This is a genomic window from Lutibacter litoralis (assembly GCF_014646675.1).
Classification (GTDB): Bacteria; Bacteroidota; Bacteroidia; order Flavobacteriales; family Flavobacteriaceae; genus Lutibacter; species Lutibacter litoralis.
Window position 1 is genome coordinate 15,012 of the sequence record NZ_BMNS01000004.1, and the last position, 22,145, is coordinate 37,156.

The 22,145-nt window shown below is 29.2% G+C and carries 20 protein-coding genes; 10 read left to right on the forward strand and 10 right to left on the reverse strand.

Annotation, left to right across the window (positions count from 1 at the left end; all coding sequences use genetic code 11):
* Both IEW75_RS16050 and IEW75_RS06860 read right to left on the reverse strand, forming a co-directional pair.
* Positions 1-951 (reverse strand): S46 family peptidase (locus IEW75_RS16050; protein ID WP_188704010.1); only part of this gene is annotated, 951 nt, incomplete at its 3' end.
* A gap of 27 nt (positions 952-978) precedes the next feature.
* Positions 979-3,183: a S46 family peptidase gene (locus IEW75_RS06860; RefSeq protein WP_134248843.1), complete on the reverse strand. Its 2,205-nt coding sequence runs from the start codon at positions 3,181-3,183 to the stop codon at positions 979-981.
* Positions 3,184-3,374: 191 nt separating this feature from the next.
* Here IEW75_RS06860 and IEW75_RS06865 point away from each other — a divergent pair, with 191 nt between their 5' ends.
* The 4 genes from IEW75_RS06865 to IEW75_RS06880 all read left to right on the forward strand — a co-directional run bounded on the left by IEW75_RS06865 (position 3,375) and on the right by IEW75_RS06880 (position 6,697).
* Positions 3,375-4,676 carry a DUF819 family protein gene (locus IEW75_RS06865; protein ID WP_134248842.1) on the forward strand — a complete coding sequence of 434 codons (1,302 nt, stop codon included), beginning with the start codon at positions 3,375-3,377 and terminating at the stop codon, positions 4,674-4,676.
* 54 nt (positions 4,677-4,730) lie between these two features.
* Entirely contained in the window at positions 4,731-5,426 is a 696-nt protein-coding gene (locus IEW75_RS06870) for a DUF4369 domain-containing protein (protein WP_134248841.1), read from the forward strand.
* Between the two features lie 134 nt (positions 5,427-5,560).
* Positions 5,561-6,055, forward strand: a complete 495-nt coding sequence (locus IEW75_RS06875) for an RNA polymerase sigma factor (protein WP_134248840.1) — start codon at positions 5,561-5,563, stop codon at positions 6,053-6,055.
* 3 nt (positions 6,056-6,058) lie between these two features.
* The gene (locus IEW75_RS06880; protein WP_134248839.1) at positions 6,059-6,697 is read left to right on the forward strand and encodes a DUF8845 family protein; all 639 of its coding nucleotides are present in this window, start codon (positions 6,059-6,061) and stop codon (positions 6,695-6,697) included.
* Between the two features lie 34 nt (positions 6,698-6,731).
* Here the strand turns inward: IEW75_RS06880 and IEW75_RS06885 are convergent, their stop codons facing one another.
* The 4 genes from IEW75_RS06885 to IEW75_RS06900 all read right to left on the reverse strand — a co-directional run bounded on the left by IEW75_RS06885 (position 6,732) and on the right by IEW75_RS06900 (position 12,050).
* Positions 6,732-7,532, reverse strand: a complete 801-nt coding sequence (locus IEW75_RS06885) for a TIGR00266 family protein (RefSeq protein WP_134248838.1) — start codon at positions 7,530-7,532, stop codon at positions 6,732-6,734.
* Between the two features lie 21 nt (positions 7,533-7,553).
* Positions 7,554-8,024, reverse strand: a complete 471-nt coding sequence (locus IEW75_RS06890) for a DUF4442 domain-containing protein (protein ID WP_134248837.1) — start codon at positions 8,022-8,024, stop codon at positions 7,554-7,556.
* 362 nt (positions 8,025-8,386) lie between these two features.
* A complete protein-coding gene (locus IEW75_RS06895; RefSeq protein ID WP_134248836.1) occupies positions 8,387-9,490 on the reverse strand; it encodes a hybrid sensor histidine kinase/response regulator in 1,104 nt (367 codons plus the stop codon).
* Positions 9,491-9,494: 4 nt separating this feature from the next.
* Positions 9,495-12,050 (reverse strand): ATP-binding protein, encoded by a 2,556-nt coding sequence (locus tag IEW75_RS06900; RefSeq protein ID WP_134248835.1) that lies wholly within the window; start codon positions 12,048-12,050, stop codon positions 9,495-9,497.
* Positions 12,051-12,414: 364 nt separating this feature from the next.
* Here IEW75_RS06900 and IEW75_RS06905 point away from each other — a divergent pair, with 364 nt between their 5' ends.
* The 6 genes from IEW75_RS06905 (at position 12,415) to IEW75_RS06930 (ending at position 18,307) form a co-directional block, all read left to right on the forward strand.
* The gene (locus IEW75_RS06905) at positions 12,415-12,786 is read left to right on the forward strand and encodes a DUF4870 domain-containing protein (RefSeq protein ID WP_134248834.1); all 372 of its coding nucleotides are present in this window, start codon (positions 12,415-12,417) and stop codon (positions 12,784-12,786) included.
* A 32-nt stretch (positions 12,787-12,818) separates the two neighbouring features.
* The gene (locus IEW75_RS06910) at positions 12,819-13,160 is read left to right on the forward strand and encodes a PadR family transcriptional regulator (RefSeq protein ID WP_134248833.1); all 342 of its coding nucleotides are present in this window, start codon (positions 12,819-12,821) and stop codon (positions 13,158-13,160) included.
* Entirely contained in the window at positions 13,157-14,908 is a 1,752-nt protein-coding gene (locus tag IEW75_RS06915; protein WP_134248832.1) for a PspC domain-containing protein, read from the forward strand. The genes IEW75_RS06910 and IEW75_RS06915 overlap by 4 nt, the downstream gene beginning before the upstream one ends.
* A gap of 94 nt (positions 14,909-15,002) precedes the next feature.
* The gene (locus IEW75_RS06920; RefSeq protein WP_134248831.1) at positions 15,003-15,725 is read left to right on the forward strand and encodes a head GIN domain-containing protein; all 723 of its coding nucleotides are present in this window, start codon (positions 15,003-15,005) and stop codon (positions 15,723-15,725) included.
* A gap of 215 nt (positions 15,726-15,940) precedes the next feature.
* Positions 15,941-17,749 carry a hypothetical protein gene (locus tag IEW75_RS06925; protein WP_134248830.1) on the forward strand — a complete coding sequence of 603 codons (1,809 nt, stop codon included), beginning with the start codon at positions 15,941-15,943 and terminating at the stop codon, positions 17,747-17,749.
* A 366-nt stretch (positions 17,750-18,115) separates the two neighbouring features.
* Positions 18,116-18,307, forward strand: coding sequence for a hypothetical protein (locus IEW75_RS06930; protein WP_134248829.1), 192 nt, complete (start codon positions 18,116-18,118; stop codon positions 18,305-18,307).
* A gap of 143 nt (positions 18,308-18,450) precedes the next feature.
* Here IEW75_RS06930 and IEW75_RS06935 read toward each other — a convergent pair whose 3' ends face one another.
* The 4 genes from IEW75_RS06935 to IEW75_RS06950 all read right to left on the reverse strand — a co-directional run bounded on the left by IEW75_RS06935 (position 18,451) and on the right by IEW75_RS06950 (position 22,118).
* A complete protein-coding gene (locus tag IEW75_RS06935) occupies positions 18,451-18,867 on the reverse strand; it encodes an RrF2 family transcriptional regulator (protein ID WP_134248828.1) in 417 nt (138 codons plus the stop codon).
* A gap of 29 nt (positions 18,868-18,896) precedes the next feature.
* Positions 18,897-19,832, reverse strand: coding sequence for a citrulline utilization hydrolase CtlX (gene ctlX, locus IEW75_RS06940; protein ID WP_134248827.1), 936 nt, complete (start codon positions 19,830-19,832; stop codon positions 18,897-18,899).
* 4 nt (positions 19,833-19,836) lie between these two features.
* Positions 19,837-20,751, reverse strand: a complete 915-nt coding sequence (locus IEW75_RS06945) for a dimethylarginine dimethylaminohydrolase family protein (protein ID WP_134248826.1) — start codon at positions 20,749-20,751, stop codon at positions 19,837-19,839.
* 80 nt (positions 20,752-20,831) lie between these two features.
* Entirely contained in the window at positions 20,832-22,118 is a 1,287-nt protein-coding gene (locus IEW75_RS06950; protein WP_134248825.1) for a citrate synthase, read from the reverse strand.
* Positions 22,119-22,145: the final 27 nt, after the last annotated feature.

Here is a 22,145-nt window from a genome sequence, read left to right on the forward strand (position 1 = left end):
TTTTTTAATGATACGGCGACCACCGAGATCTACACCAACTGCAGGTAAATATTCGTTTGTTCTTCCTGGAAAACCAAAAACCAACGTAAAATCATTTTCTTCAACACCATCTAAAGATATTGGCAAATAGTGGTTTGGATTGTACGGCTTGTTATCTTTTGAATATGCTGCTGGTCTGTTATTAGCATCTGCATATACTCTAAATAAAGAAAAATCTCCTGTATGACGAGGCCACATCCAGTTATCTGTATCCGCTCCAAATTTTCCAATTGCAGTTGGTGGGGCACCAACCAAACGAACATCTTTAAATACTTCTGTTACAAATAATAAGTATTGATTCCCTTTAAAAAAAGATCTTATATAAGAATCTTGCCATTCCTCTTTCTGAGCAGCTTTATTTACTTTCAAAATATTTTGATTGATTAACTTCATTTTTGAAGCTTCATCCATATCATTTGTAACTCCTTCAAAAACCAGTGTTGTTACATCATCAATTCTTTTAATAAAAGTAGCAGTTAAACTTTCATTCGGTAACTCTTCACTATAATTCATTGCCCAAAAACCATCTTTTAAATAATCGTTTTCAACAGAAGAGTGCGATTGAATTACTCCATATCCACAGTGATGATTTGTTAATAACAATCCATTTGGTGAAATAATTTCTGAAGTACAACCTCCTCCAAAATGAGCAATCGCATCTTTTAAACTTGAATTATTTACATCGTAAATATCTTTTACAGACATTTTCATTCCTAATTGCTCCATTTCATCAGCATTCATTCCTTCTAATAATGAAGGAATCCACATTCCACCTTGAATATCTCGCGTATCCTGAACTACCGGTGTTGCAATTTGCTCAACAACTTGTGCTGTTTCTTTTGTTGTTTCTTGTACTGTTTTACAAGAAATTGTTAATAGTGCTATTATTAAATAGAGTTTAATATATTTCATTGGTTTGCTGTTTTTATATTTAAATTATTATTTCTTTTTTGGATGAACTAAGGTCATTTCTTCTATTAAGTTTTTTGCGCCTGCATATTTATCAACAATAAATAACACGTAGCGAATATCTACCATAATATTTCTACAAATATCTGCATCATAATTATAATCGCTCATAGTTCCTTCCCAAACTCTATCGAAATTTAAACCGATTAAGTTTCCATGGGCATCAATTGCCGGACTACCAGAATTACCACCTGTTGTATGATTTGTTCCAATAAAATTTACAGGCATTTTACCATTTTCAGAATAATCTCCAAAATCTTTAGCATCGTATAAATCTTGAAGTTTTTGAGGCACATCAAATTCATAATCATTTGGTACAAATTTTTCCATAACACCTTCTAAATACGTTGTAGTGTTATAATAAACACCATCTCTAGGTTCGTAACCACTAACTTGACCATAAGTTACACGCAATGTACTATTGGCATCTGGGAAAAAGCGTTTCGTTGGAAAAACTTGTACTAAACCTTTCATATATTGTTTTTGAACCGCAGCCAATTGTTGATTTAATTGTTGAAATTTAGGTTCAATTTTATTATAAAAAGTTGTGTGAAATTCTTTTCCAAACTGATATGCGGTATCTTTATTTAATTTTTTAATTGCTTCTTCAGGTGTTCCAGATAATAATTCTTTTGCTCCTTCTAATGTTGTTAATTTAGACGTACTGTATATGGTGTTTGCTAAATCAGTAAAATTAACACCCTCTAAATTTGAAGGACTATAAGCTTTTGGCGATTTTTTAGCATATAATGCTACTAATTTTTCAAAAACAGGTTTATCAACCTCAGCACTGTAATTTTTGTAAGTACCTTCCAATCTTCTTAAAATAGCATTTTTAGCATTCTCAAAACCTTGTTCTCCGCCTCTTAAATAGGCTTGTTCTATTTGAAAAGCTCTAAAAGTAATTCCTAATAATTCAACATTTCTGTAAGCAACTTCAATCCAATAATCACGCGCTAAAGAAACACTTTCTATTTCTTTGTATAATTTTTCAAAATCAGCGAGCAAAGTAGTATATCCCGCTAAATCTTTTTCGGCTACTATTTTTGAAAACTCACTTTCTAATTCTTTTTTCTTTTGAACTGCATTAGATTTTTTAAGACCTTGATTTTCTCCAATCCATTTTTTCCAATAATTTGCCGTTGAAGCATATTTTGAAGCATATTTAATTTTTACTGCTGGATCTGTACGCATATAAGAATCTATAATTTTTAAAGCATTTTCACGCACTTCAATTTTAGCAGGATTCAAAACATTTACAATTTGATCTACAGCAACAGCTGGTAAATACTCGTTTGTACTTCCTGGAAAACCAAATACCAACGTAAAATCACCTTCTTCAACTCCATCTAAAGATATTGGTAAATGATGTTTTGGCGTATAAGGTACATTGTCCTTAGAATAAGCTGCTGGTCTATTATTTGCATCAGCATAGATTCTAAATAATGAAAAATCTCCAGTATGTCTTGGCCACATCCAGTTATCTGTATCTGCTCCAAATTTACCTATTGATGAAGGTGGAGCACCAACAAGACGTAAGTCTTTAAATTCTTCTGTTACAAATAATAAGTATTGATTCCCTTTATAAAAAGCTTTTATATTGGAATCTTGCCAAGCTTCTTTTTTAGCAGCCTTATTAACCTTTATTATATTTTGATTAATTAACTTCATTTTAGCAGCCTCATCCATATCATCTGTAACTCCTTCAAAAACGGCTTCCGTTACATCATCAATTCTTTTAATAAAAGTAACAGACATGCTTGGGTTTGATAATTCTTCATCATAATTTTTTGCCCAAAATCCATTTTTTAAATAATCGTGTTCTACAGATGAGTGTGATTGAATTGCACCATACCCGCAGTGATGATTTGTTAATAATAATCCGTTTGGTGAAATAATTTCTGAAGTACAACCACCGTTAAAATGTACAATGGCATCTTTTAAACTTGAATTATTTACATCGTAAATATCTTTAGCCGTTAATTTACTACCAAGTAGTTGCATTTCGGTTTCGTTAACACCTTCTAATAAAGATGGAATCCACATTCCACCTTGAATTTCACGAGTATCTACAGCTTCAGGTGCTGTAACAATTACCGTTTCTGTTGTTTCTTGAACAGTTTTACAAGAAACTATTAATAGAGCTAATAAAAAATAAAGTTTTATGTATTTCATGGGTCTAAATAAAATTTTTTTGGAAAGTCACATGCTGTTCGTTAATTATAATTTTATTAAATAATAAACTATTTAGCACGCTAGGTTCATTTGGTTATATTTTAATCCTACAAATATAGGAAACCAAATATTCATTTATTAGGAATAAACTCATAAAAATTGTTAAATTAGCCGAAATTGAAAATTTACATATGGATACGACACCTTTTTTTACACAAGACACAATTGTTTTCGGAATTTTAATGTTAACACTTGGTTTTGTTTTTTACACATCAACTACTGATAATAAATTTTGGAAAAAGTTTTATAAATACATTCCTGCCTTGTTAATGGCGTATATGATGCCTGCTGTTTTTACTACAACAGGAATTATTTCTCCTGAATGGCAAACTGTAAATGAAATTGGAGAAATAACCAAACATAAATCTCAATTGTACTATGTTGCAAGTCGATTTTTATTACCAGCAGCATTGGTTTTAATGACATTGAGTATCGATTTAAAAGCAGTTTTTAATTTAGGGCCAAAAGCCTTAATTATGTTTTTAACAGGAACTGCTGGAATTATAATTGGTGGACCACTTGCTATTTTATTAGTTTCTATGGTTTCTCCAGAAACTGTTGGTGGCGCTGGACCAGATGCCGTTTGGAGAGGTTTAGCTACCTTGGCTGGAAGTTGGATTGGTGGTGGTGCAAACCAAGCTGCAATGCTAGAAATTTATCAGTTTAACACAAAAAATTATGCCAGTTTTGTAATTGTAGATATTGTAGTTGCAAATATATGGATGGCTATTTTGTTATTAGGAATTGGTAAATCAGACAAAATAGATAAATGGTTAAAAGCCGATACTTCTGCTATTGAAACTTTAAAAGAAAAAGTATCAAGTTATTCTTCAAAAAACAGTAGAAATCCATCATTAGCGGATTTTATGGTTATTTTAGGAATTGCCTTTGTAGTTGTTGGAGCATCACATTGGGGAGCAAATAGCATTTCAAATTTTTTAAGTGCCAATTTTGAATCTGTTAGCGACAAAACCTCTGCAATGTCATCTTTTGGCTCTCAATTTTTCTGGATGATTACAATTGCAACCGCCCTAGGAATACTATTATCTTTTACAAAATTAAAACAATACGAAGGTGCTGGAGCAAGTAAAATAGGAAGCGTTTTTATTTATATTTTGGTAGCATCAATTGGTATGAAAATGGATTTAACACAAATATTAGATAATCCAGGGTTGATAGTTGTAGGACTTATTTGGATGGCAATTCATGTATTTTTACTAATACTTGTTGCTAAAATAATTAGAGCTCCTTATTTCTTTTTAGCAATTGGTAGTAAGGCAAATGTTGGAGGTGCAGCCTCTGCTCCTGTTGTTGCAGCCGCTTTTCATCCGTCTTTAGCAACCGTTGGTGTTTTATTAGCTGTTTTTGGGTATGTTGTTGGAACGTACGGCGCTATGCTTACAGCAGAATTAATGAGAATTGTTGCTCCTTAAATTCATAAAAATTAAAATAAAAATTAGATATTTGTCGCCTTAAATAAATTAATAATGAAAAAAATAGTTTTTTGTTTTGTGCTTGTTAGTCTTTTAATTTCTTGTAGTAAAGAAAAAACCGGCAGTATGGTGGTAAATGGTAATATTGATGGACTAAAAAAAGGAACTGTTTATTTAGAAAAAATTGTTGATACAGTATTAGTAGCTGTAGATTCGGTTGAAATAAATGGACTAAGTAGCTTTGTCTTGGTTGATGATTTGAAAACGCCTGAAATGTATTATCTAACACTTGATAAAAAAGAAACCGAGAAAATTCCTTTCTTTGGGGAAAAAGGAACATTAACAATTACTTCTAAACTCGAAAAATTACTTTTTTCAGCTAAAATTACAGGTTCTAAAAATCAGGAATTATTAGATGAATACAAATCTATGATTCAACAATTTAGAGGTAAAGAATTAGATTTTATTAAAGATAAATTTGAAGCTCAGAGAAATGAGGATGAAACGTTATTATTAAAATTAGAAGCCGAAGAAAAAAATTTAATAAAACGCAAGTACTACTACACTACAAATTTTGCTTTACAGCATAAAGATAAAGAAGTGGCTCCGTATATTGCATTAACAGAATTATACAATGCCAATTTTAAATTATTAGATACCATAAATAAATCGTTAACGAAAGAAATTAAGATTTCTAAATACGGTATGGAATTGGATAAATTTATTACTGAAATTAAAAAGAATGATTAATATTCTAATAAATATTTAATGCACCAATAAAAAAGATGCTGACTAAATTAAAATTTAGTCAGCATCTTTTTTTTAAACAAACTGTAACTTTTTCAGTTTAAATGCTACTTATATTTTGAAACCAAACTTAGCTTGTGAATAAAGAATTAGAACATAAATTTATTTCTGAATTTCAAGAAAATCAGAATATCATTCATAAAGTATGTAGAATTTATACAAACAATCAAGAAGCGCACAACGATTTGTTTCAAGAAATTACAATTCAACTTTGGAAAGCATATCCGAAGTTTAGAGGTGATTCTAAATTAAGTACTTGGATGTATAGAATTGGATTAAATACAGCTATTACACTGTATAGAAAATCTAAACGAACTATACAAACTCAAGATTTTGATACTGTATTGCACAAAATAAAATCTACAGATTATGATAACACCGAAGAAGAACAGTTAAAATTAATGTATAAAGCAATTCACCAATTGTCTGACATTGAAAAAGCTTTAGTATTCTTATATTTAGAAGATAAGAATTATAAAGAAATATCTGAAACAATCGGTATTTCAGAAGTAAATGCACGTGTAAAAATGAATAGAATTAAAACGCGATTAAGAACAATATTAAATCCGTAAGTTATGGATGAATTAGATATACTAAAAAAAGACTGGAAAAAGCAGGATGCTAATTTTCCAAAGTTATCTTACGATGAGATCTATAAGATAATTCATAAAAAATCCTCATCTATTGTAAAGTGGATTTTTATTATTTGTATTGCCGAATTTTTATTTTGGGGGTTTATAAACTTATTAATTCCTGAAAGCTTTTTTACTATTTATGAAAAATTGCATTTAAAAGCATTTTTAAAAATAACATACATTTTTCATTATGCAGTTGTTGTGGTTTTTATTTATTTGTTCTATAAAAACTACAGTTCTATTTGCGTTGTAGATTCTACTAGTTTGTTAATGAAAAAAATTATTAAAACTCGTAAAACAGTTAACTATTACGTTTATTATAATATTATAATGACAATAATATTATCCATTATTGTTAACATTATTATGTTTTCTGACCCAGCTCTTTTAAATGAAGTTATGAACCCAAAACATGTGCCAATTGATGAAACTAAGTTTTTCTACATTGTGTTAACTGTTCATATCGTGGGTTTGTTAATTATGAGTGGTTTATTATGGTTGTATTACAAACTTGTTTATGGAATTTTGCTAAGAAAATTAAATAAAAATTATAAAGAGTTAGAAACTTTAAATATTTAAAAAAAACCGAAGTTATGCTTCGGTTTTTTATTAATTATATTCTATTATCGCCATCTAAAATATCACCAATTCCACCAAGCAAACTTCCTTCTCCTCTAGTTTTACCGCCTGTTCGAGGCGCCAAAGCTAAGACTCTGCCCGCCAATCTACTAAATGGCAACGATTGTACATAAACAGTTCCTGGTCCTTTTAAGGTTGCAAAAAACAAACCTTCACCTCCAAAAACAGTATTTTTTATACCTCCAACAAATTCAACATCATACGCCACATCTTTTGTAAAACCAACTACACACCCCGTATCAACTTTTAAAATTTCGCCTGCTTTTAAATGTTTTTTAGACATATTCCCTCCAGCGTGGACAAATGCTAATCCATCGCCTTCTAGTTTTTGCATAATAAATCCTTCTCCACCAAACAAACCTCTTCCTAATTTTTTTGAAAACTCTATTCCAACAGAAACCCCTTTTGCAGCACATAAAAAAGCATCTTTCTGACATACAAACTTTCCCTCTAATTCGCTTAAATCTATTGGAATTATTTGCCCAGGATAAGGAGCTGCAAAAGAAACTTGCTTTTTACCAATTCCACTGTTTGAAAAAACAGTCATAAACAAGCTTTCTCCTGTTAATAATCTTTTCCCAGCCGAAAATAGTTTTCCTAAAATACCTTCATTTTGATTAGAACCATCTCCAAAAATAGTATCCATGGTTATACCGTCATTCATCATCATAAAACTTCCAGATTCAGCAACCACTCCTTCTTGTGGGTCAAGTTCAATTTCAACATATTGCATTTCTTCACCGTGAATTTGATATTCTATTTCATGTGCATTCATAATATATATTTATAATAACATTTAACTTTTGATTTTTGTACTTTTTAATTTAAGACTCCATTCAAATTCATAAACAGAAACTTGCTCTCCACTATCATCAATTCCAACCGATTTCATTGTAACTGTTTGCCCCTCACTTGTATTAATAGCTTGTTCTAAAACTTCATTAATTAAATTTCCATCTTCACAAACAAACCTAATTTTTCCAACAGCTTTTTTGGTAAACCTACCTTGATGATTGGTAACTAACATAGATATTGGACTACCACATTCTTGTATTTTTTTTATTACCAATGCACCTGTAGAAAGTTCTGCAGCCATAGATTGTACTGCAAAATACATTGATTTAAATGGATTTTGATTTATCCATTTATGAGTAACTGTTACAACGGCCTTATGGTTTGTTAAATCTTTCAATCTTACACCACATAAAAAAGCTGATGGTAATTTAAACATTAAAAATCGGTTCATTTTTTTTATAGTTACTTCCATACATTAAAATAGTTAATTTTAAAACAAGGTAGTTAAAAATCATGAAGGTTTAAAATGCTTTTTTTAGGGAGAATAATATTTAAAATAGCGTTTTGTATTGCATACCCCTATCTTTCACGTAATTGTTAAATTAAGAAATCATTAAAATAAATAATTCTAATAATTAAAATGATAAAAACTACAGTCTAATAGCACATTTAAATGGTTTTCAGCTTGGTAATTCAACTTAATTGCACACCATATTCCTATTCTTTTCTGAATAACTTCTCTTAAATTTATTGAACTTAATTTTATATCATATAAAAAAATTGAGAAAATTTAATTCTAAAATGCAATTCATTTTTTGAAATAGAAATGATATTTTATGATGAACAATTTAAGTCAAAAATAAATTTACTTCCAATTTCAAGTTCACTTTCAACTTTAATATTACCATTATTTTGAGAAATAAACTCCTTACAAAGTAAAAGCCCTAGCCCCGTTCCACTTTCATTATTAGTGCCTTTTGAAACAACATTATGCTCAATCTTAAATAATTTATTTATTTTTTCATATGACATTCCAACACCTGTATCTTTAATTTCAGTTTCAACAACTTTTTTATCATTTATAAATTTCTGTTTTGAAGAAATAAATATTTCACCTCCATTTGGAGTAAATTTAATAGCGTTTGAAATTAAATTTCGAATTACTGTTGAAATCATTTTCTCATCAGCACATACTATCAAATCCTCATCAATATCTAAATCGAATTTAATTTTTTTGGCTGATGCTTGTGGCATATGACCTTCAATATTACTATTTAATAAACTACTTAAATTGTAATTTGTTTTTTCTGATCTTAAATTACCCCTTTGCATTCTTGACCAATCTAAAAGGTTATTTAAAATTTCAATTGAGAACTTAGAAGACTCGTGTATATAATGAATAAATTTTTTAACATCCTTATGCTCTAATTGATCAAAACTTTCTTCTAGTAATTCAGAAAAACCAATTACAGCAGATAATGGGTTTTTTAAGTCATGGGATATAATTGAGAAGAATTTATCTTTTGTCTTGTTCTGGTATACTAATTCTTCCGTTTGGGTTTTTAATTTTATATGCGTTTCTATACGTGCTAAAAGTTCACTACTATTAAATGGTTTAGTTACAAAGTCTACACCTCCTACCTCAAAAGCTTTTGAAATACTTTTCGCATCTGTATTTGCTGTCAGAAATATAATTGGAATTTGAGTTAGTAGCTCATTTTCTTTTATTTTTAAACAAGTTTCAAACCCATCCATTTCTGGCATTTGAATATCCAATAAAATTAAATCTGGTACTGTTTTATCTAAAACACCTAAAGCCTGTCTGCCACTTTTAGCCATTCTAAGATTATATCCCACCTCTTTTAGAACTCCAGAAACTACTTTTAAATTATTCGAATTATCGTCTACAATTAATATTGTATTATCCTTTTTAGTCATAATCTTAAGATGTTAACAAGTTAATTAATTCTTCAAATTCCATTTCTCTAATACAATCATCTAACGGTTTAAATGTTTTATTTGTACTTTTTTCTAAATCAATAAGCAATTCTTCAAGTAGTAAGAAATCACCTTCTAATGCTGCATTAATAAATTTATCTTTTATAGGTTTTGGAATTTCAGATACATTGCCATTATTAATTTCGATTTTTTTCTGTGCCTCATACACAAATTTAACGTCTCCTTTATGAACCAATTCAGCTAACAAATCAACAAATTTTATTGGCTTTTTTATAAAAACAGTTGCACCCATAGACATAACCTCTTGTTGTTCAGACTCTAAAGCACTAGCGCTTACTATAAAAATCTTAACATTATGATTACCTTTCAATTGCAATATTTGCCTAGTTGCTTCAATACCATTTAACACGGGCATAACTACATCTAATAGTATTATATCTGGTTTCCATTTTTTATACAGCTCAACAGCTTCTAATCCATTTTCGGCTTGCTGAATATCAAAGCCTAACGGATTTAATTTTTGATATAAAATATCTCTATTTTCAAAACGATCATCTACAATAGCGAGTTTTAAACCTTTCAATTCGGGAATTAAACTAACCACCTTTAACGCTTCTGCCTCTCCTTTATTTTGATTTTGTTTACATTCTTTATATTTAAATTTAAAACTAAACTCTGATCCTTTTCCGTATTCACTTTTAATAGTAATATCTCCTTCCATTAAATGAGAGAATTTTTTGCTTATCGCTAATCCTAAACCTGTTCCACCGCTAACTCTTTCTCCTTTTTTGGCTTGTTCAAATGGTTTAAAAACACTTTCTTGTTCTTCTTTTAAAATCCCAATTCCACTATCCTTAACAATAACATTAATAAAGTTATCTTTCAAATTTTGAATTGAAATTTGAACAAAACCTTTTGAAGTAAACTTTATGGCATTTCCGATAAGATTAATAATTACTTGTCTAATTTTAGATTCATCTGAAAATATATATTCAGGAATGTAACCCTTGGTAACCGTCCTTAATTCAATGCTTTTTTGAGCAGCTTTAAACTTAAAAAGTCCTTCAACTTCTTTTAATAATGCTTGAAGACTAAAATCAGCCTCTTTTAAAGTTATTCTTCCTGCTTCAATTTTAGACATATCTAAAACATCATTAATTAAAGAGAGTAAATGCTCTCCACTTTTATTTATGGTTTTTAAATTTTCGTATTGACCTTTTGTCAAATTATCATCGTCTTGTAAGAGTTGAGAATATCCTAAAATAGCATTTAATGGAGTTCTAATCTCGTGACTCATATTTGATAAAAATATTGACTTTGAAAGATTTGCTGAAACAGCTTCTTCTGTTGCTATTTTTAATTTCTCAGTAGATTTTAAACGCTTTGTAATATCAGCCGAAGTTCCAATAGTCCCTATAATTTTATTATCTTGATCAATAAAAGGTAATTTATTTGAGCTAAAAATAACTTCCTCTCCATTAACAATAAATTTCTCTATAAATTTTAATTTTGAAATTCCTGTGTTTATTATCTCAAGTTCATCATTTCTTGTTTTATCAGCCACTTCTTTAGTATTAAAGTCATAATCTGTTTTACCAATAACTTCTTTATCACTTTTAAAAGATATTCCTTCATAAAAAGATTTATTACAACCTAAAAACCTTGATTCTTTATCTTTCCAAAAAACTCTTATTGGAATATTGTCTAGTACTTTTCTTAACACTTGTTTAGATACAAAAATTTCGTTTTCCTTCCTTTTTCTCTGAACAGCTATACTAATATGAGAAGAAACCAGTTCAAGTAAATCAATATCACTTTGTTGGTATGCATTTTCATTGTCATAACTTTGTACTACAATAGCCCCAATAACTTCACCATCAATAATTAAAGGGACTCCTAACCAAACCTTAGACGCCATACCTATTAACTCAATTTCACCAGCATCTTCAAGTTCTTTAAACTGATTAGGACCAAGAAATAATGGCTTTCTATTTCTAATTAAATAACCCGTCAATGATTTAGCTAATGGGAATTCCTCTTCTGCTTCTTCACCTGAAATAAAAGGAATTGAAATTGTTTGTCTAGACTCATTGTAATAAGCTATATAAGAATTAGAAACATCAATTAACTTTCCTAATTCACCTATAATATACCTGTTATATCCTTTTAAATCTTCCTGTTTATATCCGTTTTGCGATATATTTAAAAGTACCCTTAGTATGTCGTTTGCTCTTTTAGCCTCAGTAACATCTCTAATAATACCTTCATAATATAACAGTTCACCGTCACTGTTTTTAATTTCTTCTCCATAATTTTCAACCCAAATAATAGAACCATCTTTTTTAAAAAGTCTATGTCTTATTTTTTCAGTTTCAGAAAAATGATGAATTACGTCTTTTCTTTTTTTATAGTCAACATACAATTGAGTCTTCACGTCAATAGCTAACAATTCTTCTTTAGAATTATAGCCTAACAATTTCACTAAAGCTGAGTTAGCATTGATTATTCTTCCATTTGGTGCAGTCTTGTAAATACACATCTAATGAATTATCACATATCCTTTTATATGTACTTAGTGTATTTTCTAAATTATAAATAGTTTTTTCTTGCTTTTTTATTAAAGCTAACAAATCAGATTTATTTTTATTTAAAATAGTTTCTTTACTCATAGGAATTTAAGATAGGATTTAATTAGAATACCATTTATAAGTGCAAATATACTGTTTATATACACTCCCATACCGAACATATGTCATCTATACATAGATAAACAATTTTTTTAACATAATTCACTCTAAAAATTGATTTTAAATGTTAAAATAATGTTAAAATACAGTACTATGTCTTGCATACTACTATCTTTTATATATATATTTGCATAAGAAACTAATAAACATAAAATTATGATATCTCAAAACGACAAAAATTATAGTGCAATTACACATCTTAGTGGTTTTGCTGGTTGGATTTTTCCATTTGGAAATATTATTGCTCCTGTTGTTTTATGGACAGCCAAAAAAAGTGAAAGCTCATATATTAATGATCACGGAAAATCAGCTGTAAACTTTCAACTTAGTTTAATTGTTTATAGTTTTTTATTAGCATTATTAATAATACCAATTGCCATTTTTACCTTAGGCCTAGGTGTAGTTGCAATTGCGATAGGAATAATACCTGCAATAATTTTAAAATTTATTTTAATTATTACTGCTAGTATCAAGGCAAATAATGGAGAACAATACCATTATCCCTTTACAATAGAATTTATTAAATAGCAGAACGCTTTTAAATCAATAAATCTCAACACATGAAGATAGAAAACACAAAAGCACAAATGCGAAAAGGAGTTTTAGAATTCTGTATCTTATCTATATTACAACATGGAGATGCATACACTTCTGAAATTTTATCGCAGCTAAAAGACGCAAAATTATTAGTTGTTGAAGGAACAATTTATCCTTTATTAACTAGATTAAAGAATGCTGGTTTACTCGGTTATCGCTGGGAAGAATCAACATCCGGACCACCAAGGAAATACTATGCCTTAACAGAAACAGGTAACTTATTTTTAAAAGAATTAAATACAACTTGGAGTGAACTTGTAGAAGCAGTAAACTTAGTAACTACCATTAAACCAACAGAAAAATGAACAAAACAATAAATATAAATTTAGGAGGTGTCTTCTTTCATATTGATGAGGTTGCTTATCAAAAATTGAAACTATATTTAGATGCCATTAGAAGATCTTTAAGTGATGATCCTCAAGGAAGAGATGAAATTTTAAATGATATTGAGCACAGAATTGGTGAATTACTTTCTGAAAGAATTAAAGATGCGCGTCAGGTTGTAAACGAAAACGACATTGATGAAATAACCAAAATAATGGGGAAACCTGAAGATTATTTAGTTGATGAAGAAATTTTTGAAGATGAACCAAAATACAAATCTAGAGTTTCTTCAAAAAAATTATTTAGAGATGCTGAAGATAAATTTTTAGGTGGTGTATCATCTGGTTTAGGACATTATTTTGGAATAGATGCTTTATGGATTAGAATAATTTGGATAGTACTTGTAGTTGCTGGTTTTGGAACTGGAATACCAATTTATATTTTGCTTTGGATCTTAATTCCTCAGGCGGAAACAACTGCGGAAAAGTTACAAATGAAAGGTGAACCCGTTAACATTAGTAATATTGAAAAAAAAATTAGAGAAGAATTTCAAGATGTATCATCTCGGGTAAAAGATGGTGTAAATGATGTAACTTCAAAAGTTAAAAATTCTGAATTTAAAAAAAAAGCAAGTAACAAAGCAAAATCTGGTGTTCAAGAAATACTAGATACTTTAGGAAGCATTCTAATTACATTGTTTAAAGTTTTTGGTAAACTTATTGGAGCACTCTTAATATTTATTGCTGCAGCAACTTTAATAGGACTTATTATAGGTGCATTTTCTTTAGGTAGTTTTGAAATACTAGGGTTTAGTAATGATTTTATACACCATCCTCCATTTTTTTATGATTCGGTATTACCAACTTGGCTACTTGTAGTTTTTACTTTTATTGCAGTCGGAATTCCTTTTGTAGTATTGTTTATGTTGGGCTTAAAAATTCTTTCTAACAATGTAAAATCTTTTAGCACAACCACAAAACTTTCACTCTTAGGTATTTGGATAATATCACTTTTAGGATTAGGATTTGCTGGAATAAATTTTGCTGCACAAACTGCATATGATGGAGTTTTCAACCAAACTGAAGAATTACCAGTTGTTGCAACAGATACTTTAAAAGTAAAAATGATTGGTGATGAAAACCTGTCAAATAGAAGTGAACTTAGAAGACGTTATTCGTACGAAACAGTTTATGACAACGATGTTAGAAAATTATATTCTAATAGAATAAATGTTGATGTAAAATCAACCGACAAGTCCAATGCTTTTGTTAAAATAAGAAAAGAATCATCTGGTAAAAGTAGGCAAAATGCAAATTCCAATGCAGAAACCATTGAATATCAGTTCAATTTAACCAACCAAGATTTATTGTTAAATGGATACTTTTTAACTGATTTTAAAAATATGATAAAAGAGCAACAAATTGACATTACTGTTTATATACCTTTAAATACAATCATTTATTTAGATGGATCTACTAGAACATTTTTAGATGACGTTGATAATGTTCAAAATGTACATGACAGAGATATGCCTAAACATTATTATAAGATGACTGAAAACGGATTGGAATGTCTAGACTGTGACCCTTCTATTTTTGGTGAACGCTATAAAAGAGAAAATGAACACTTTAAATTAAATATTGATAATAACGGTGTTGAAATTAATGTAAATGATGGAGACAATAATGCAGCCATTAAAATTAATGAAAATGGATTGAAAATTGAATAATTACAATTCAACATTCATTATCTACAGTTCATCTAATAAAATTATAGCACCCAATAAATTCAATTTAAATTTGACTAAATTAAAATATTAAACAATGAAAACGCTTACTAAAATTACAGCAATGTTGCTACTTTTAATTTCAACCTCCTCCTGTTTTGTTGATGGACTTACAGGAATTAAAGGAAATAGAAACGTAGTATCTGAAGACAGAGTTATAAGTGATAACTTTGATGAAATTAAAGTTCAGCAAGGTATCCAATTATTTATAACTCAAGATAATGCTACAGAACTAAAAGTTGAAGCAGATGAAAACATTATAGATTTGTTAATCACAGAGGTAAAAGACAATCAACTAATAATATATTTTGAAAAAAATGTAAATAGAGCAAAAGCCAGAAATGTGTTTTTAAACACTGCTACAATTAAAAAAATAAAAGCATCGAGTGGCGCATCCGTGAAATCTGAAAACACCTTTCAAGCAACCTCTTTAGATTTAGATGCGAGTAGTGGAAGTTCTATTAAAGTTTATGTTAACGCAGATGATGTTACTACTGAGACTTCAAGTGGAGCTAATATTAAAGTATATGGAAAATCACAAACTTTTTCTGGTAAAGCAAGTAGTGGTAGTTCTATTGATGCAGATGAACTAGAAGCAATTGACGCTTACGCAAAAGCAAGTAGTGGTGCAAATATTAATGTAAAAGTATCAGGAAATTTAACAGCAAAAGCAAGTAGTGGTGGCGATATTGACTATGAAGGAAGCCCTACTAATATTAATAAAGACACCTCTTCGGGAGGTAGTGTATCAGGAAGCTAATTCCAATTTATATATTTAAATTGTTAAGCCAGTTCACTTTAAGTGAGCTGGCTTTTTCATAAAAAATTGTGAAAGTTCCTAGAAAAATGATATTTATCAGTTTTAATGAAAAGAGGTTAAGTACTTTTGTAGCTAATTTTTTTATGCCTATTTTATTATAATTGCAAAAGATTAAAATAAAAAAGTTATTAATTAGCAAACAAAACTAATATAAAATGCAAAAACAACAACATCCGCATTCATTTCACATACCTGTAATGGGATTGGCATTTACGCTTGATAGTCCAATTAAAGTTGCCAAATATGGTATTTCATCAGTAATATCAATTGTAGACGATGTTATTATTGAAAAAATGAATGAATATTACTCTAATAAATTCAAAATTCCTTACAGTACTATTTCAACAAAAGTTGAAGATTATAGAGCAAAACGTATTACTTCTTATTTAAATACAGTAGATACAATTGTAAAACATAAGTTTGAAAATCTTAAAAAATCTTATGAAACAAAAAGTAATGAGTTTGAAAAATATATGGAAATGTTACCAGATTTTTCAGAATTAAAACAAAATTTCATAAAAACCATTCAAAATAACCCATTAAAAGAGGAAGTACATAATTGGATTCAAAACAACCTAAAACCAGGTAATATTGATGTTAATATTATGACAAAGCTTGATAAAGCTAACTTTAAAGGAAATGAAAAACTTCCAACTGAATTTAATGATGCACATGCAGCTTTAAGAGGTTTCGCAAATAGTAATTTAGAATCTTCTATTGTATTATCCGCAGGTATGAATCCGAGATTATACAGTTATTTTGAAAATTTCAACGATTTTTTTCCAGATGAAAACGGATTGCTAAAAAAGAAAATAATTTTAAAAGTTAGTGATTACAGATCTGCACTAATTCAAGGTAAATTTTTAGCAAAAAAAGGCCTTTGGGTTTCAGAATACAGAATAGAGTCTGGATTAAATTGTGGTGGTCATGCATTTGCTTCAGATGGTTATTTATTAGGTCCTATTTTAGAAGAATTTAAAAACCATAAAGAAGCATTAATTTCAGATGTACATCAAATTTTTATTGCTGCATTAGAAAGTAAAGAAAAAACAATTCCTTCGAATCCTCTTAAATTGGATATTACAGTTCAAGGTGGTGTTGGAAACTCTAAAGAGCATGAGTTTTTGTTAGATAATTATAATATTGATTCCGTTGGGTGGGGTTCACCCTTTTTATTAGTTCCAGAAGCTACAACTGTAGACTCCGATTCTATCGAAAAATTAAAAAAAGCGACAGAAAAAGACTTATTTTTAAGTAATGTTTCTCCTTTAGGCGTTCCTTTTAATAGCTTAAAAGATAGTTCTAACGACCTTATAAAAAATAATAGAATTTTAAATGAAAAACCAGGAAGTTCTTGTCCTAAAAAATTCTTAGCCTTAAGTTTAGACGCAAAAGGAAAACCCCTTTGCACTGCTTCAAAAAAATACCAAACAGCACAATTAGAGGAACTTTCAACTCAAAATTTAGATAGCATAACTTTTGAAAAAAAATCTAAGTTAATTACAGATAAAACTTGTTTATGCGAAGGCTTGGCAAACGCTGCTATCATAAATTACAATATGCAGCACAAAGGAGAAGATCAAGGTGTTGCTATTTGTCCAGGTCCAAATGCTGCCTATTTCTCTAGAGAATTATCTTTAAAACAAATGGTAAGTCATATTTATGGTAAAACTAATGTTATTACAACAGCTAATAGACCGCACTTTTTTATAAAAGAATTGTCTATGTACGTTGATTATTTTTCGAATAAAGTAGATGAATTTCAAGATTCATTTACAAAGAAACAAGAAAAATACTTAACAAACTTTAAGAATAATTTAAATGATGGTATTGCCTACTACCAACAATTGTTTTCGGATACAATAAATAATTTTGAAGTAAGTAATGATAATTTATTATTAGAACTTGAACAGCTAAGAAAAGAGTTAATTGAAATAAAAATTCCTGTTTTACAAGCTGTTTAAAAACAACTTTATAACCTTTTAAAATATATGCGCAACATTTCTAAATTTAGAAATGTTGCGTTTTTAGTTTGATCATTTATCAGGTACTGTATTTATAGATTTTGTATAATTCGTAAAAATTACGTATTTTTGCAACTTATGAGAAATCTTATTCAAGAAAAAAATCATCGCGTTTTCACTTTTAATTTTTTAGTTTTCCGAAATCAATCGGAAAAATTCATACCTCCTGCATACTAAATTTTCTACTAATTTATTATAGTAAAAATTCCTAATTCTACTCGACTAAATAATCGAGTCCTTTCAAAAATTATTTTAATCCATGAATATCATCTATTTGGTATTCAAAAATTATTTTAAACAAAAATCATGAAATTATTATATATAAAAAGAACAAGAAAAACAGAAAATAGATTTTCACCTAATATGGGTAGGCTAATTACAAAGGTTACTTACATTAAAAAATATTTTTTAGGATTGCCATTAAAAACCCTACACAAATACAGAGAAACCTACTACGGAGAAATTAAAGATTGTGAAGATTGTAATTTGTTTATTTAAACCCTTTTAGAAAAATTCAATCTTTTTTTATTAGTGTGCAAATTAGGCTGTCTTACGGTATTTATAATCTACAATTCTAAAACGAGTTCAGGTTTACTAGACTTCACAGCCTACTTTTAAAAATTTCAATAAAAGAAATGAAATTAAGATCCACAATGAAAATCTTCTAATGTTTTATTTTCAAGTATTTTCAATGTGCTATCTCTAACTTCTACCATAAGTCTATTAAGACTGCATTGGTCTTCGCTTTTACAATCCTCGCATTTTTCGTAATAATTTAAGCTAACGCAAGGAAGCATTGCAATTGGTCCTTCTAATATTCTAATAATTGTTGAAATTTTAATTTCCTTTGGTTTTTTTAATAAATAATATCCTCCCCCTTTGCCCTTTTTAGAAGCTAAAATTCCATTTTTTTTAAGTGTCAATAAAATACTTTCTAAAAATTTTTTAGATATACTCTCCGATTCAGATATATCAGAAATTAAAACAGGTACATTTTGCTCTTGTCTTGAGAGGTAACTTAAAGCTTTTAAGCCGTATTTTGTTTTCATTGAAAGCATAACTAAAAGTACAAATTATATATGAATAATTAATTTAAAGGAAGAAAAACTTCGGCCATCATGCAACGGGCACTTCCACCTCCACAAGCTTCAATTGTATCTAAAGAGCTATGTATAATTTTACAGTATTTCTTTATTTTATCCATCTGAACTTTAGTAAGACTATTATAAGCAGCGTTTGACATTATTAAAAATTTGGTATTGTTACTCCCAAGAACTTGCAACATATTTCCAGCAAAATTATTAACCTGTGCTTCTGTAATTGCAATTACTTCTTTACCATCTTCTTTTAAATGCTTAAGTACATTTTTTCGTTCTTTTTTATCGTCTATACTTTCTAAACAAATAATTGCAAATTTTTCTGCTAACGCCATCATAACATTTGTATGATAAATTGGAAACCGCTTCCCGTCTACAGTTTGATTGGCAACAAAAGGAACGGGTGTATATTCAAAATCTTCACAGAACTCAACAAATAAATCTTCTTCGGCTCTTGGTGACAATGCGCAATATGCTTTTTTATTTACCCGATCTAATAATAAACTTCCTGTACCTTCTAAATAAATTTCTTCCGCTTCTGCAGAAGTATAATCTACAATATCATTTATTACAAAACCTTTTTCTTCAAGAATATCAAAAATATCTTCCCTTCTTTCTAAACGTCTATTTTCAGCAAACATTGGGTATATTGCAATATCTCCATTTTGATGAAATGAAATCCAATTATTTGGAAAAATTGAATCTGGAGTGTCTGTTTCCTTTCTATCATTTACAACAATAACGTTAATTCCAACAGCTTGAAGTTTGGCTACAAACGCATCAAATTCTTGAAGTGCTTTAAACTGGACCGTTTCTGGTGTTACATTTTCAAGAACTTTTTGATAGTAATTATTAACAGCCGTTTGTTCATTCATTCTAAATGAAACTGGACGAATCATTAAAACTGAATTTGTAATTTGTCTCATTTTTTTATTCTCTTATTAGTGGCATTGTTGAACATCTTAATAACCCTTCTTGTTTTGCTATTTCCGCATATGGCACTTCTTCAACTATAAAGCCTTGTTCACGCAACCACGTATTTAATCTTGTGAAATTCTTTTCAGAAACAACTACTTCATTTGAAATTGAAAATACATTTGAAAACATTTGGTACATTTCATCCGCCGAAATATGAAATAGATTCTCTTTTCCAAATAAATTAACTAGAAAATTATAATCTTCTTCATTTCTAAATCCTTCTTTATGAATAATTGCTTTGTCTTTTCCAACCGGTTGAAAACAACAATCTAAATGCAATGCATTTTTTTTTGCATTTGTGTTAGATTTCACCAAATCGAACTCTTTTACAATTTTATTAGGAAATAATTCTTTAATAAAATTAACGCCCTTCATATTTGTTCTGGCAGTAATTATATCGGCATAATCTTCACCTTTATAAGTTCCAATAAAAATATAATTTTTCCAAAGCATAACATCTCCACCTTCAAAATGTACATCATCTGAAGTCTCAACAACATTCGCTGGATCAATTGTATCTAAAATATATTGAATTGCTTCAATTTCTTTCTCTCTATCTGGTAAAATATTAGATTTAATTAACTTATTATCTATAACAAAGGCAATATCTCTTGAAAAAATTTGATTGTAATCTTCAATTACTTTAGGTCGGTATACTTTTACATTATATTTTTCAAAAATTGCATTTAAAGCTTCCATTTCTGCAACCATATCCTTTTCTAAAGGGTATGTTCCTGCTTTTATATGTTCTGCAGATTTTGGATCATAGGCATCTTCAATTTTTGGAATTGGACCACAAGACTTAGCTGTTCCTAATATAACGGCTTTAAGGCGAGAAGTCTCATCCTGAACATTTAATTTTATCATATTCAAAATATTTTGCTGTAAAAATAAGAAAACCTCATAATTAATATGAGGTTTTCTTACTATTTTAAATAAAATATATTTTATCTTTTATCTATCCCTACATAAGCTCTTTCAGTAGCTCCAATATAAAGTTGTCTTGGTCTACTAATAGGCTCTTTATTTAATCTCATTTCTTTCCATTGTGCTATCCAACCCGGTAAACGACCCAATGCAAACATTGCAGTAAACATAGGTACGGGAATTCCTAGTGCTCTATAAATAATACCTGAATAAAAATCTACATTTGGATATAAGTTGCGAGATTTAAAATATTCATCACTTAAAGCAACTTGTGCTAAACCTCTAGCAATATCTAATACTGGATCATCAATTCCTAAATCGTTTAAAACTTCTTCAGCAGCCACTTTTATAATATTTGCTCTTGGATCAAAGTTTTTATACACTCTATGCCCAAATCCCATTAAACGGAACGGATCATTTTTATCTTTTGCCTTAGCAATATATTTTTTATAATCTCCACCATCTGCTTTTATATCTTCGAGCATTTCTATTACGGCCTGGTTTGCACCACCATGTAAAGGTCCCCAAAGAGCAGAAATACCAGACGAAATTGAAGCAAATAAACCTGCATGTGATGAACCTACAACTCTAACAGTTGAAGTTGAACAGTTTTGTTCATGATCTGCGTGTAAAATAAGTAATTTATCAATTGCGTCTAAAACAACTGGATTCATTACAAATTTTTCATTTGGTAACTCAAACATCATTTTAATGAAGTTTTCAACATACCCTAAAGAATTATCGCCATATGCCAATGGTAAACCTTCTTCTTTTCTGTAGGCCCAAGCAACCAAAACTGGAAATTTACCTAATATTTTACAAATAGCATTGTACATATCTTTTTCAGAACGCACATCAACACTTTTAGGATTAAAGGCTGTAAGCGCACTAGTTAACGCAGACAATACCCCCATTGGATGGGCTGATTTTGGAAAACCATCTAAAATTTTCTTAACATCCTCGTCTACTAAAGATTTTGTTTGAATATCTCTATGAAATTGTTGTTTCTCCTTTTTTGTAGGAAGATCTCCAAATATTAATAAGTAAATTACTTCTAAGAAATCAGATTTATCTGCTAATTCTTCAATAGAATAACCACGGTAACGCAAAATTCCTTTTTCCCCATCTAAAAATGTTACAGCACTCTTACAAGAACTTGTATTTTTAAAACCTGGATCAAGTGTAGTAATTCCACTTGTAAGTCCTCTCAATTTACTTATATCAATTGTTATTTCATCTTCAGTTCCTTTTAAAACTGGAAATTCATATCTTTTACCATCTATTTCTAAAACTGCGATATCTGACATTTTCTTTTATTATAGTTTTAATTAATA